The 13,244-nt window shown below is 71.2% G+C and carries 9 protein-coding genes; 4 read left to right on the top strand and 5 right to left on the bottom strand.

What is annotated here, in order from left to right; translation table 11 throughout:
• Positions 1–17 precede the first annotated feature (17 nt).
• The 4 genes from ACSBPH_RS11365 to ACSBPH_RS11350 all read right to left on the bottom strand — a co-directional run bounded on the left by ACSBPH_RS11365 (position 18) and on the right by ACSBPH_RS11350 (position 7,534).
• A complete protein-coding gene (locus tag ACSBPH_RS11365) occupies positions 18–1,652 on the bottom strand; it encodes a formate--tetrahydrofolate ligase (RefSeq protein ID WP_442577295.1) in 1,635 nt (544 codons plus the stop codon).
• Positions 1,653–1,889: 237 nt separating this feature from the next.
• Positions 1,890–3,929, bottom strand: a complete 2,040-nt coding sequence (recQ, locus tag ACSBPH_RS11360) for a DNA helicase RecQ (protein ID WP_442574446.1) — start codon at positions 3,927–3,929, stop codon at positions 1,890–1,892.
• A gap of 91 nt (positions 3,930–4,020) precedes the next feature.
• The gene (locus tag ACSBPH_RS11355) at positions 4,021–6,609 is read right to left on the bottom strand and encodes a DEAD/DEAH box helicase (RefSeq protein WP_442574445.1); all 2,589 of its coding nucleotides are present in this window, start codon (positions 6,607–6,609) and stop codon (positions 4,021–4,023) included.
• A 61-nt stretch (positions 6,610–6,670) separates the two neighbouring features.
• Positions 6,671–7,534: an SGNH/GDSL hydrolase family protein gene (locus tag ACSBPH_RS11350; protein ID WP_442574444.1), complete on the bottom strand. Its 864-nt coding sequence runs from the start codon at positions 7,532–7,534 to the stop codon at positions 6,671–6,673.
• Between the two features lie 170 nt (positions 7,535–7,704).
• Between ACSBPH_RS11350 and ACSBPH_RS11345 the strand changes: the two genes are divergently transcribed.
• The 3 genes from ACSBPH_RS11345 to ACSBPH_RS11335 are packed head-to-tail and all read left to right on the top strand — an operon-like array spanning position 7,705 to position 9,356.
• Positions 7,705–8,025 (top strand): GNAT family N-acetyltransferase, encoded by a 321-nt coding sequence (locus ACSBPH_RS11345; protein WP_442574443.1) that lies wholly within the window; start codon positions 7,705–7,707, stop codon positions 8,023–8,025.
• 10 nt (positions 8,026–8,035) lie between these two features.
• A complete protein-coding gene (locus ACSBPH_RS11340) occupies positions 8,036–9,022 on the top strand; it encodes a pirin family protein (protein ID WP_442574442.1) in 987 nt (328 codons plus the stop codon).
• A gap of 13 nt (positions 9,023–9,035) precedes the next feature.
• Positions 9,036–9,356 carry a hypothetical protein gene (locus ACSBPH_RS11335; protein WP_442574441.1) on the top strand — a complete coding sequence of 107 codons (321 nt, stop codon included), beginning with the start codon at positions 9,036–9,038 and terminating at the stop codon, positions 9,354–9,356.
• Positions 9,357–9,425: 69 nt separating this feature from the next.
• Here the strand turns inward: ACSBPH_RS11335 and ACSBPH_RS11330 are convergent, their stop codons facing one another.
• The gene (locus ACSBPH_RS11330) at positions 9,426–12,533 is read right to left on the bottom strand and encodes a S8 family serine peptidase (protein WP_442574440.1); all 3,108 of its coding nucleotides are present in this window, start codon (positions 12,531–12,533) and stop codon (positions 9,426–9,428) included.
• Between the two features lie 145 nt (positions 12,534–12,678).
• On the opposite strand from ACSBPH_RS11330, the gene ACSBPH_RS11325 reads away from it, so the two are divergent.
• On the top strand, positions 12,679–13,230 hold the full coding sequence (locus tag ACSBPH_RS11325; protein WP_442574439.1) for an ECF transporter S component: 552 nt from the start codon (positions 12,679–12,681) through the stop codon (positions 13,228–13,230).
• Positions 13,231–13,244: the final 14 nt, after the last annotated feature.

Here is a 13,244-nt window from a genome sequence, read left to right as displayed (position 1 = left end):
GGCACTCGACGCCGCCCTCAGAACAGCCCGACGATCCGGCCCTCGTCGTCGACGTCGATCGTGTTCGCGGCCGGGACGGCCGGCAGCCCCGGCATCGTCATGATGTCGCCGCAGATCATGACGACGAACCTCGCCCCCGCGGCCAGCCGCACCTCGCGGATGTCGACGACGTGATCCGACGGCGCTCCGCGCAGCTTCGGGTCGGTCGAGAACGAGTACTGCGTCTTGGCGACGCAGACGGGATAGGCGCCGTACCCCTCGTCCTGCAGACGCCGGATCTGCGCACGCACGGCGGTCGAGGCGGTGATGTCGGAGGCTCCGTAGACGCGTGTCGCGATCATGCGCATCTTGTCCCACAGCGTCGCCTCGTCGGGATAGGTGAAGCGCAGCTCGCCGGGCTCGCCCGCGAGACGCACGACCTCTCGCGCGAGCTCCTCCGCACCGGCCCCGCCCTCGGCGAAGTGCCGTGCGACGACGGCCTTCGCCCCGGCACGCTCGGCGGCGGCGACGAGGGCCGAGACCTCGGCATCCGTGTCTTCTGCCCGGTGGTTGATCGCGACGACCGCCGGAAGCCCCCACGTCTCGCGCACCGTCGCGAGGTGGCGCACAAGGTTGACCGTGCCGCGCTCGAGCGCCGCGACGTTCTCGATCGGAAGGTCGGGCACCTCGACGCCGCCGTGGAACTTCATCGCGCGGACGGTCGCGACGATGACGGCCATCGAGGGGCGAAGGCCCGTCGAACGGCACAGGATGTCGACGAACTTCTCGGCGCCGAGGTCGGCACCGAAGCCCGCCTCGGTCACGACGAAGTCGGCCAGGTGCAGCGCCGCCTGCGTCGCGATGGCCGAATTGCAGCCGTGCGCGATGTTGGCGAACGGGCCGCCGTGCACGAAGGCCGGCGTGTGCTCGAGCGTCTGCACGAGGTTGGGGGCGAGCGCGTCGCGGAGGATCGCCGTCATGGCGCCGTGCGCCTGAAGGTCGCGCGCCGTGACGGGTCGGCGATCGCGGGTGTGGCCGATGACGATGTCGCCGAGGCGCTCCTTGAGGTCGGCGATGCCGGTCGCGAGGCAGAACACCGCCATGACCTCGCTCGCGACGACGATGTCGAACCCGGATTCGCGCGGGTACCCGTTGCCGGGTCCGCCCAGCCCGATCACGACGTCGCGCAGCGCCCGGTCGTTGACGTCGAGGACGCGCCTCCACGTCACGCGCCGCACGTCGATCCCCAGGGCGTTGCCGTGGTGGATGTGGTTGTCGATGAGGGCGGCGAGCAGGTTCGTCGCGACCGCGATCGCCGAGAAATCGCCCGTGAAGTGGAGGTTGATGTCTTCCATCGGCACGATCTGCGCGTAGCCGCCTCCGGCCGCGCCGCCCTTCATGCCGAACACCGGCCCGAGCGCCGGCTCGCGCAGGCACACCATCGCCCGCTCTCCCAGGCGGGTGAGCGCGTCGCCGAGCCCGACGGTCGTCGTCGTCTTGCCCTCGCCGGCGGGCGTGGGCGAGACCGCGGTGACGAGCACGAGCTTTCCGCGCGGTCGATCCTTGATCGAATCGAGGTAGCCGAGCGAGACCTTGGCCTTGTGGCGGCCATGGGGCTCGAGACTCTCCTCGGGAATGCCGAGGCGCTCGGCCACCTGTCCGATCGGCAGCATCTGCGCGGCTTGGGCGATGTCGATGTTGCTGAGACCCACGGGTCCTCCATCCGTCAGCGTCGACGTTGCCGCCAGCCTACGGGCGACGGATGCCGCGTCCCCCGCTTGCGCGTCGGTGCGGCGCGGGCCGCGCGGCCGCTCGGCGGTCGCACCGGCCGGACCCGCGGCCGGTCGGCAGCCGCTCGGCGGCCGCCCGGCGCCAGACCCGCGCCCGCGCCGGCCGGGCCTGCGGATCGCTCAGGCCGCGGCGATGACCTCGAGCACGGCCTCGCCGTAGGTCTCGCGCTTCTTCGCGCCGATGCCGGAGATGCCGTCGAGGTCGCCGAGCGACGCCGGACGCGCGGCGGCGAGGGCGCGCAGCGTCGCGTCGTTGAACACGACGTAGGCCGGCACGCCCTGAGCCCGGGCCGTCTCTGCCCGCCACGAGCGCAGTGCCTCGAAGAGTCCGCGGTCTTCGGGCTCGACCGCTTCAAAGACCGTCGAGCGGCGGACGCCCGACGACCCGCCGCGCCGGCCGAGCACGTCACGGCGCAGCGGCACCTGGCGTTCACCGCGCAAGACGTCGGCTGCCGTCTCGCCGAGCGCGAGAGTGCCGTATTCGCCGCGCGAGACGAGGAGCCCCTGCGCAAGGAGCTGGCGCACGACGCCGCGCCAATCCTGCTCCGACAGATCGGCCCCGATGCCGAAGGTGGCGAGGTCGTCGTGCCGCTGCTGCCGCACGCGGTCGGTCGTCGTGCCGCGGAGGATGTCGATGTGCTGGCCGGCCCCGAACGACTGGCCCCGCTCGCGCTGAAGTCGCACGATCGTCGACATGAGCTTCTGCGCCGCGACGGTGCCGTCCCACGTCTCGGGCGGCTGAAGGCACGTGTCGCAGTTGCCGCACGGCTCGGAGTCCTGCCCGAAGTAGCCGAGAAGGTTCTGCCGCCGGCACGAGACGGTCTCGCACAGGGCGAGCATCGCGTCGAGGTGCTGGCCGAGGCGCATCTTGAAGGTGCGGTCTCCGGGACTCTGGTCGATGAGCCGTCGCTGCTGCACGACATCCCCGAGGCCGTAGGCCATCCACGCGACCGCCGGCTCGCCGTCGCGGCCGGCGCGGCCGGTCTCCTGGTAGTAGCCCTCGACCGATTTCGGAAGGTCGATGTGGGCGACGAAGCGGACGTCGGGCTTGTCGATGCCCATGCCGAAGGCGATCGTGGCGACCATGACGATGTCGTCTTCTCGGAGGAAGCGCGACTGGTGGTGCGCGCGCACCGTCGCGTCGAGGCCTGCGTGATACGGCAGGGCCTGGATGCCCTGGCTCTGCAGGTAGTCCGCCATCTGCTCGACCGACTTGCGGCTGAGGGCATAGACGATGCCTGCTGTGCTCTCACCCGGAAGCGCCTCGCGGAGGGCGCGGATGAACGCGACGAGCTGCTTTCGCGGCTCGTTCTTCGGCTCGATGCGGTACTGGATGTTGGGCCGGTCGAAGCTCGCGACGAAGTGCTTCGCCGCGGGGAGGTGCAGCCGCTCGGTGAGTTCTCGGTGCGTCTCGCGCGTCGCGGTGGCCGTCAGCGCCATCCGCGGGACGCCGGGGAAGCGCTCGGCGAGATCTCCGAGGGCGAGGTAGTCGGGGCGGAAGTCGTGGCCCCACTGCGACACGCAGTGCGCCTCGTCGATCGCAATGACGCTCAGCTTCCCGCGCTGGAGGAGCGAGGTCGTCGCGGCGCCCGACAGCCGCTCGGGTGCGACGTAGAGCAGGTCGAGGTCACACGCGAGGAAGGCCTGCTCGACGGCGAGCCGCTCGGGCGACGACTGGGTGGAGTTGAGGTAGGCCGCACGCACGCCGTTGGCCCGGAGTGCGTCGACCTGGTCGTGCATCAGCGCGATGAGGGGGCTGATGACGAGCCCCGTGCCGGGCCGGGCGAGCGCGGGCACCTGGTAGGTGACGCTCTTGCCGCCGCCCGTCGGCATCAGCACGACGGCGTCGCCGCCCGCGATGACGTGCTCGACGATCGCGGCCTGATCGCCGCGGAACTCGTCGTAGCCGTAGACCTCGTGCAGAATCGCCCGCGGATCGGCGCCGGAGAAGTCGCGGTCACGCGGAGCGAGCCCCGCGGCAGCGGGCGCGGGGCGCCCGCCGGCAGCAACCGCAGCGCTTCCGGCAGCGGGCACGAAGCGTCCCGCGTCCTCGGGCGGGGCCTCGAAGTCGTCGGGCGGGAGGAGGTCGTCGGGGCTCCAGGCCAGGTCGGCGTACGGATCGGCACCCCACGACGAGGAGGAGCCGGGTTCGGGAGTCACCAGTTCACGATAACCGCGAGCGCCGACAGAACGTCGGCCGTGGCATCCGTCTCATGAATCCCGAAGCCGAGTCGGCGTCTGTGGACGAGGCTCAGAGCCGCAGGACCTGCGTCACCCGGAGCACCGCCGTCCCCGCCTCTTCGGAGGCGGCGAGGTCGACCTCTCCGCGGATCCGCCAGTCGTGGTCGCCGGCCGGGTCGTCGAGGATCTGCTCGACGCGCCACACGCCGGCGGTCGCGGCATCCGTCTCATCGATCTCCACGAGGCGCGGCGAGCGGGCGGCACCGCCGGTCAGGAGCTCGTCGTGCTCGTCGTAGTACGCGTCGAGCGCGGCCGGCCAGTCGACGTCGGGGTCGAGCTCTGCGAGCTCGTCGTCCTTCTGCAGCGCGGCGAGCTGCACGCGGCGGAACAGCTCGTTGCGCACGAGCACGACGAACGCCCGACGGTTCGTGAGCACCGACGGAGGAGCGGGCGGCACGACCGGCTCGTCGGGCGACGAGGCGGGATTCACCAGCGCCTCCCACTCGTCGACGAGGCTCGAGTCGACCTGGCGCACGAGCTCGCCGAGCCAGGCGACGAGATCGTGCAGCGACTCGGTCTGGGCCTCGGACGGCACCGTCTGCCGGATCGCCCGGTAGGCGTCGCTGAGGTAGCGGAGCACGAGGCCCTCGCTGCGGGCGAGCTGGTAGGTGGAGATGAACTCGGCGAACGACAGCGCCCGCTCGAACATGTCGCGCACGACCGACTTGGGAGACAGCTCGAAGTCGCGCACCCACGGCTGGCTCGATGCGAACACCTCGTACGCCTGCGCGAGGAGCTCGTCGAGCGGCTTGGGGTAGGTGACCTCCTCGAGGGCCTCCATGCGCTGCTCATAGTCGAGGCCCTCGCGCTTCATCGCCGCGACGGCCTCGCCGCGCGCGAGGAACTGCTGCTGCGAGAGCACCGGCCGCGGGTCGTCGAGCGTCGCCTCGATGATGCTCACGACGTCGAGCGCGTAGTGGCCGGTTCCCGCGCTTCGCCGCGGGGGCTCGGGATGCCGGGGCCCGTCATCATCGGAGGACTCGGCCGGATCGGGCCGCCGCCCGAGCGGTTCCCCGACATCCGTCGGGTCGAGCAGGTCGATCGCGGCCAGCGCGAACGGCGAGAGCGGCTGATTGAGCGCGAAGTTCGGCTGCAGGTCGACCGTCAGCCGCACGGCGCCGGTCGCGCGGTCGATCTCGACCACGTCGGCGGCCAGGAGCGTCCGGAAGATCGCGATCGCGCGCCGCGCGAGCTCGAACTGCCGCGCGCGCGGCTCGTGGTTGTCGCGGACGAGCGCGCGGACGTTCGCGAAGACATCGCCCCCGCGCGCGATGACGTTGATGAGCATCGCGGCAGTGAGCTGCAGGTGGGGCACGAGCGGCTCGGGCTCGGCGGCGACGAGTCGCTCGAAGGATGCCTCGCCCCAGTTGACGAATCCCTGCGGCGCCTTCTTGCGCACGACCTTCTTGAGCTTCTTCGGGTCGTCGCCGGCCTTCGCGACGGCGGCCGTGTTCTCGATCTCGTGCTCGGGCGCCATGACGACGACCGTCCCGGCGGTGTCGTACCCCGCGCGGCCGGCGCGCCCGGCGACCTGATGGAACTCGCGCGCGCTGAGCTGCCGCATCCGCTGTCCGTCGTACTTGGCGAGAGCCGTGACGAGCACCGTCCGGATCGGAACGTTGATGCCGACCCCGAGCGTGTCGGTGCCGCAGATGACCCGGAGCAGCCCGCGCTGCGCGAGCGTCTCGACCAGCCGCCGGTACCGCGGGAGCATCCCGGCGTGGTGCACGCCGATGCCTGCCCGCACGTAACGCGAGAGCGTGCGGCCGAACGCCGTCGTGAAGCGGAAACCGCCGATCGCCTCGGCGATCGCGTCGCGCTGCTCGCGGCTCGCGATGCGCGTGCTCGACAGCGCCTGCGCGCGCTCCATGGCGGCGGCCTGCGAGAAGTGCACGATGTACACCGGCGCCTGCCCCGTCTGCAGCAGCTCTTCGACCGTCTCGTGCACGGGCGTGCGGGCGTACGAGAAGTGCAGCGGCACGGGTCGCTCGACGCCCGTGATCCGCGCCACGGGCCGGCCCGTGCGGCGCTCGAGGTCTTCGGCGATGTTCGTGACGTCACCGAGCGTGGCCGACATCAGGATGAACTGCGCGCGGGGGAGCAGCAGCAGCGGGACCTGCCACGCCCACCCGCGGTCGGGGTCGCCGTAGTAGTGGAACTCGTCCATCACGACCTGGTCGACGACGGCATCGGGTCCCTGTCGCAGCGCGAGGTTCGCGAGGATCTCGGCCGTGCAGCAGATGATCGGCGCATCGGGATTGACCGACGAGTCGCCCGTCACCATCCCGACGTTCTCCGCCCCGAAGATGTCGGCGAGCGCGAAGAACTTCTCGCTCACGAGCGCCTTGATCGGCGCCGTGTAATACGAGCGGCCGCCGTGCGACAAGGCGAAGGCGTGCGCCGCGATCGCGACGAGCGACTTGCCCGTGCCCGTCGGCGTCGAGAGGATCACGTTCGCGCCCGAGACGATCTCGATGACCGCCTCGTCCTGCGCGGGGTAGAGCGAGAAGCCCCGATCGGCCGCCCACTCGACGAAGCCGAGGTACGCGGCATCCGCATCCGCTCCCCGGGGCACGGCGTCCATCAGGTTGAGCGGCATCATCCGAGTCTGCCAGGGTCGCGGCGACGCCCCGACCCTGGCAGGGAACGGATGCCTCGGCCTACGGTGCCAGCGCGGCTCCCACGATCGCCGCCCAGGCCTGCTGCCCGCCCACGTTTGGGTGGAAGCCCTTGTCGGCGGTCTTCTGGCCCGAGACCAGCCCGCTGATCCAGCGGTCGCCCGTGTCGCAGAGCCCGTGCCCATCGAAGCCCGTCGCGATGTCGACGAATCGCACCCCGGGGTCGCCGGTCTGCTGCTGGTAGCCTCCGACGCCGGCCGCGATGGCCGCGTTGACGCTCGAGACGAACGTGTTCGCGAGCGAGGTCTGCTCCGCCGAGAACTTCACGGGGGTGTTCTGGAAGGCCCCGACCGCGCAGAAGGAGGTGACGTCGCCGAACAGCATCGGGTATCCCGTCACGACGATCTGCGCCATCGGCGCCGCCGTGCGGATGGCGCCGATGAGCATCGCGATTTTGACCGGCAGCGCCTGCACGGCCTGCTGGGCCGCGGCGAGCGCCTGCGCGCACGCGACCGGGTCGGTGCCGTTGCACGCGACGAGGCCCGCCTGCCAGTCGACGTTGTTGATGCCGGCGGTGAGGGTCACGACCTGCGTGCCGGCGCCGAGGTCGCCCGACGCAGCGAGCGCGCCCACCTGCCACAGGACGTCGTCGGTGGTGGCTCCCGCGCACGCCGCCGAGACGACCGCGGTGCCGAGGCTCGCCGCGAGGACGGAGGGATACGACTTCCTCGACCGGAGGCAGGACTGGTCGATGTAGGGCAGGTTCCCGGTGCCCGCGGCCTCCGAGTCGCCGAGCGCGACATACGGCGCGCCGGATCCGACGGCCTGCGCGGCGGGGGCGACTCCCACCGCCATGGTGGCCGCGAGGCCCAGTGCCGCAAGCGCGGCCATGATTCGTCGTTTCATGATTCCCCTTTGAATCGCGCGAACGAGTGGTTCGCTCCCCCCGGAGCGGTTTATGCCGGCGGGTGCCGCACACGTGCCGAACGATAGACCCGCGGCGAGGCATCCGCCAGGCCCCGCGTGGCGCGACGCGGCGCTCGCGCCTACGTTGGAGTCACGACGAAAGGATGCCCGTGACCGATCCGAAGGACGACGTCGCCGTCGTGCGCAACGACCTCACCCACCGCTACGAGATCCACGTCGGCGACGTCGTCGCCGGTTTCACGATGTTCCGGATCGATCCGGAGGGTCGCCTGCACTTCCCCCACACCGTGGTCGATCCGGCCTTCCGCGGCCAGGGCCTCGCCACGCGGCTCGTCGCCGACGCGATGACGGATGTCGCGGCCCGCGGCGAGACCGTCGTGCCGCACTGCCCCGTCGTCTCGGCGTATCTGCGCGAACACGAGGTGCCGGGGCTCACGGTCGAGTGGCCCGAGCACCCGCAGCCGGAGTGAGGACGAGACCATGACACGCCTCGACGCCGACGCTCCCGAGCTCGCGCAGGCCGCCGGCGCGTGCGGACCCTGCGCGCTGCTGCTCGAATCCCGTGAGGTTCCGCTCGGCGGCGTCCGCGCGATGGAGGTGCACCGCACCCTCCCGCAGCGCGAGCTGCCGACGGTGGGGGCATGGTGCTTCCTCGATCGCTTCGGCCCGCAGGAGGCACGAATGCGCGTCGAGCCGCACCCGCACATCGGACTGCAGACTGTCACGTGGCCGTTCGTCGGCGACGTGCGCCACCGCGACTCCCTCGGCAGCGACGTCGTCGTGCGGCGGGGGGCCCTCAACCTCATGACGAGCGGCGCCGGCATCTCGCACTCCGAGTACTCGGTCGGCGAAGACGCCGTGCCCCTGGACGCGCTGCAGCTCTGGGTCGCCCTGCCGGAGTCGCGTCGGCACGGCGCGCCCGACTTCGAGCGGCACGAGGAGCTTCCGCTGCTGAGGCTCGAGGCGGTCCAGGGCGACCCGGGAGAGGCGGTCGTCGTGCTGGGGTCGCTCGGCGGCGTCTCCTCACCCGCGACGGCGTACACCCCGATCGTCGGTGCCGAGCTGCGCCTTCCCGCCGGCTCGCGCGTGCGTCTCCCGCTCGATGCGGCGTGGGAGTACGCGCTCGTGGGCGTGGAGGGAGTGGCCGTCGTCACGACGGATCAGGATGCCGCGGCATCCGTCGATCTGGACCGAAGCCATCTGCTCTACCTCGGGATGGCCCGCGACGCCGTCGAGATCGCGGCCCCCGAGGGCGCGACGCTCTTCCTCCTCGGCGGCGAGCCGTTCGAGGACGACATCGTCATGTGGTGGAACTTCGTGGGCCGCACCCACGAGGAGATCGCCGAGGCGCGGGACGCGTGGGAGTCGCACTCCGAGCGGTTCGGCCGGGTCGCCGGGCACGGCGAGCGCATCCCCGCGCCGCCGATGCCCGCCGTGCGCCTGACCCGGCGACGGCGACGGGTGTGAGGCGGGTGCAGCGGTGACCGAGCCGGCGAAGCGTCCGCCGTTCGCACGGGTCGGCTCCGATGCAGGCGCCGCCCCCGGGATCCCCGTCGAACTCCCCCACCCGCGGTGGGAGGCGATCCTCCGCGACCTCGAAGCCCGCGGCGTCTCCGGACACCCGGTGCTCGTCTCGGCGACGGCGATCACCTGGATGAGCGGCGCTCTGGGCTGCCCGCAGCCCGGCCGATCGTACGCGCAGTCGCTCGTCGAGGGCATGCGTGCGATCGTCGAGATCGACGGCGCGATATACGACTACCGCTTCGGCCGCGGCGACCACCCGCGGCTGTGCACCGGCTGACCGCCCCCGCGACCGCACGACGAAGGGGGCGCCCGCAGGACGCCCCCTTCGCTGTGCTCAGCCCTGCTGCTACTTCGCAGCGAGGAGGAGCGCCTCCCCCGCCCCTGCGGCGTTGTCGGTGGAGACCACCATCACGCCGAGCGGCTTCTGCTTCGCGAACTCCGCGGCGTTCACGGCAACCGGCACCGACACCGTCGCGCCGGGCGCGACCGTCTCGTACTGCCCGTTCTCGAGAGCCGGGGCCCACGGGTTGTACGTCGCCGCGCCTTCGACGGCGTCCTCGGCACTCGTGATGATCGAGTAGCCCGCCGCCGCGTAGGTGAAGGCCTGCGCGGTGGTCATCCCGAGGTCGGACGCGTACACCGGGAGCAGGATCGTGCTGCTGTCGGTGGGCGCCTGCGCCAGGAACCGCGAGACCGTCGCCTTGGTCGCGACGTTCTGCACGAACACCTGGCTCGTGCCGTTCACGTCGCCCGTCGTGGCCAGACCACCGTCGACCGCGTAGACGTAGTAGTCGGCCTTGTCGTCGGCATTGGTGTCGATCGCGATGTCGAACTCGTTCGTGGCCGCGTTCGACCACCGGTTCCAGGTGCTGACCGCGAAGACGAGCAGCTGGTCGTCACCCGTGTCGAAGGACTGCACGCCCACCGCCCGCACGTCGTAGCTCGTGTCGCCCGGCTCGGTGACATCCTGCGGGTCGGTGAGCCCCCACGTGTAGAAGTCAGCCCCGCCGGCACGCAGCGTGTCGGGGTTGGTGAGCTCGATCGCCGTCGAGCTGTCGGTCGTCGTGTCCCACGTCCCCGCCGTCGCAGCCACCTGGCTGGTGGAGCGCGGAACCAGGAGATACGGCACGCGCAGCGTCGACGAGCCCGAGGTGAGGACCACGTCGCCCGAGAACTGGTACATCGCGAAGCCGCCCACGGTCGAGCTCGGCACGTTCGCCGCCGACGCCGCGAGGGTGACCTCGACCGTCGCCGTGCCGTGCGCGGGCACCGTGACCTGGCCCTTGTCGAGCGTGACGGTCGCCTGCCGCGACTGAGCCGTGGGGCTCACCGACGTCGAGTAGGTGACCGGGGCATCGCCGTGGTTGGTGAGGGTGACCGTCTTCTTGCCCGCGAACTGCTTCGACGCCTCGACGAAGCCGAAGTTCAGCGCCGTCTGCAGCGCCGAGCCCTTCGCCGTGGCGTACGAGTCACCGGCTGCCGTCACCTGCGTGCCCACGACCTGCGCGGGGTCGACCAGGCCGACTCCGCCGCGGACGAGGTTCTGACCGGCGACCTTCTCGGGGTCGGCCGTCGAGACGATCGCCGAGGCGACGTCGGCGGGAGACCACGTCGGGTGCGCCTGCACGCCGAGGGCTGCCACGCCGGCGACGTGCGGGGACGCCATCGAGGTGCCCGAGATCGTCGCACTGCCGTTGCCCGTGCCGACACCCGTCGAGACGATCGAGACGCCTGGCGCCGCGACATCCACGCCCACCGCGCTGTCACCCGAGCGAGGACCGCTCGACGAGAAGCTGGCGTACCCGCGGAAGCCCGGGTTGGGCAGGTCAGCAGCGGTGATCGTCGCGTCGGAGCCGGCCGCCGCGAGCACGGCCGCCTTGTCGGTCGAGCGGACGCCGAGGAACGGGATCGTGACGGTGTAGGACTCGCCGGTGTCGGGGTTCGACGTGATCTGACCCTCGAACGGGGGGTAGCCCGCGTCGGTGTTGATCATGAGCACGGCGGCGGCGCCGGCCTGCTGGCCGTAGATCGCCTTGGCGACACGCGCGCAGTCGCCGCGCTGGACGACGGCGAGCTGGTTGCCGCCCGGGACGATGCCTGCGGCCGTGAACGCCTCGGCGGAGCACCCGAGCGAGACGTTACCCACCGAGTCCTTCACGATGACGGTCTTCATCGTGGGAAGGCCCGACAGGCTCGCGCCGTTGGCGTTGAGCGCACCGAGGGTCGTGCCGTTCGAGAAGGCCACGCTGGCACCGGGGAACTTCTCGGTGCTGTCGACGGCGGAGGTCGAGATGACGCCCTCACCGGTCGAGGGCGAGCCCACGAGGTAGGGGCTCGGTCCGCTGTTGCCGGCAGAGGTCACGACGACCACGCCCGCGGCGACCGCGTTGGAAGCGGCGACGGCGTCAGCGTCGTCGGCGCGTCCGAACGACGAGCCGAGCGACATGTTGATGACGTCGAGGCCGTTCTCGACGGCCCAGTCGATCGCCGGGACGACGACGTTCGTCGAGCCCTCGCAGCCGAACACGCGGATCGCGTACAGGTCGGCCTGCGGTGCGACACCGGGGCCGATGCGCCAGGACTTCGAGGCGGTCGTGGCGTTGTACGGGCCGGTGTAGTACTCGCCGGCCGAGGTGACGCCGCTTCCCGCCGCAGTGCCCGCGACGTGGCTGCCGTGGCCGTTGCAGTCGAGAGGGTTGGGATCGGGCTTGGGCACGCTCGTGGGGTCGTTCGCGTCGTACGCGTCGCCCACGAAGTCATAGCCGCCCTTGACGCGGGGAGCCTTGGGGCCGAAGAGACCGGGAGAGGCCGCCTTGCCCTCCTTCTTGTGCGCCGCGTTGTATGCACCGACCGTGCCCGGGCCCCCGAAGTTGGCGTGGGTGTAGTCGATGCCGGTGTCGATGATGCCGACCTTGATGCTCTTGCCGGTGTACCCCGTGCTCTGCCAGACGCCGGGAACGCCGAGGTACGGGACCGATGTTGCGTTGTCGAGCTCGTACGTCCGTGCGCGGTGCACGTCCACGACGCCGGGGAGCTTCGCCACGGAGGCGATCTGGTCGGCCGGGAGGCTCACCTGCACGCCGTTGTAGGCGGACTGCATCTGGGCCTCGATCTCACCGCCCTTGCTCTGCAGCGCGCCGGTCACGGCATCCTGCTGCTTCTTGAGGCTGCCCTTGATGCTCGCCCGCTCCTCGCCGGTGAGCTTGCGGCCCTTCTTCGCCTGCACGACGGCGACGGGGTCGCCCGCGAACTCGACGATGACGCTGACTCGGCCGGAGTCGTCGGTGCTCAGAGGAGCGGTGGCCATCTCGACGGCGCCGTTGGTCGGCGCTGCTTCGAATCGACCCGACGGATCGTCGGGTGCTGTTGTCGCAGCGAAGCTGCCGGTGGCGGTGCTGGCGAACAGGACGGCGAGTGTGACGACCGCCCCTGCGCGCACGGAGGATTTACCCATGAAGCGACTCCCAAAGAGTTCATCTGTGAGGTGGGAGTTGCGCGACATCTTCGGCGCGCAACGAATGCAAACGTAACTCACAGGTCCCATTCAGCCAACGGTCGAATATGAGAAACGCATGAGCCCTCCCGGGTACGCTGAGCAGATGGCCACCCGAAGCCGATTGTCGACGAGCGTCCTGCTCACCTGCGCGGCCATCGGCGTCGCCACGGGCCTGCTCGGCGGCATCGCGGGATGGGTCACGCCGGTCGTGCTGGCCACGCTCCCGATCCTCTACGGCTTCGTGCTGGGAGCGCACGTGCTCCCGGGCATCATCGCGCAGGACCTCATCCGCCTCCCCTGGGTCGCCCTCATCTCGCACGTCGTCGCGGCGCTGGTGGCGAGTGCGATGGCGCCGCAATGGGCGTTCCGCTTCCTCGGCACCGCGATCCTCTTCGGCGGCATCCAGGAGCTCGTCGCGGCGCTCACCCGCTACCGCCTCTGGAACGCGTGGCGGTTCTTCGTCTCGGCGATCGTCATCGGCGTCCTCGTCGCGATCGTCGTCGCCTTCGCGGCGCATCTGTCGACGCTCGCGCCGTGGGCGCAGATCGTCTACCTCGCCCTCGCCGTGCTCGGCCCCGTCGCCTGGACGGCGGTGGGCCTCGGCATCGGCACGGCGCTGCGCCGCGCGGGGGTCGCTCGGGGATCGAGCCGCTGACGCGGCACCCTCTC

This window comes from Microbacterium sp. F51-2R (assembly GCF_052180235.1).
GTDB lineage: Bacteria > Actinomycetota > Actinomycetes > Actinomycetales > Microbacteriaceae > Microbacterium.
This window is presented reverse-complemented; position numbering and strand designations above follow the sequence as displayed.

Coding starts and splice junctions, on each gene's coding strand:
- ACSBPH_RS11365 (WP_442577295.1), bottom strand. CDS start 1,652: ATGCTGCCGATCGGACAGGTGGCCGAGCGCCTCGGCATTCCCGAGGAG.
- ACSBPH_RS11350 (WP_442574444.1), bottom strand. CDS start 7,534: ATGAAACGACGAATCATGGCCGCGCTTGCGGCACTGGGCCTCGCGGCC.
- ACSBPH_RS11325 (WP_442574439.1), top strand. CDS start 12,679: ATGGCCACCCGAAGCCGATTGTCGACGAGCGTCCTGCTCACCTGCGCG.
- ACSBPH_RS11330 (WP_442574440.1), bottom strand. CDS start 12,533: ATGGGTAAATCCTCCGTGCGCGCAGGGGCGGTCGTCACACTCGCCGTC.
- ACSBPH_RS11355 (WP_442574445.1), bottom strand. CDS start 6,609: ATGCCGCTCAACCTGATGGACGCCGTGCCCCGGGGAGCGGATGCGGAT.
- ACSBPH_RS11340 (WP_442574442.1), top strand. CDS start 8,036: ATGACACGCCTCGACGCCGACGCTCCCGAGCTCGCGCAGGCCGCCGGC.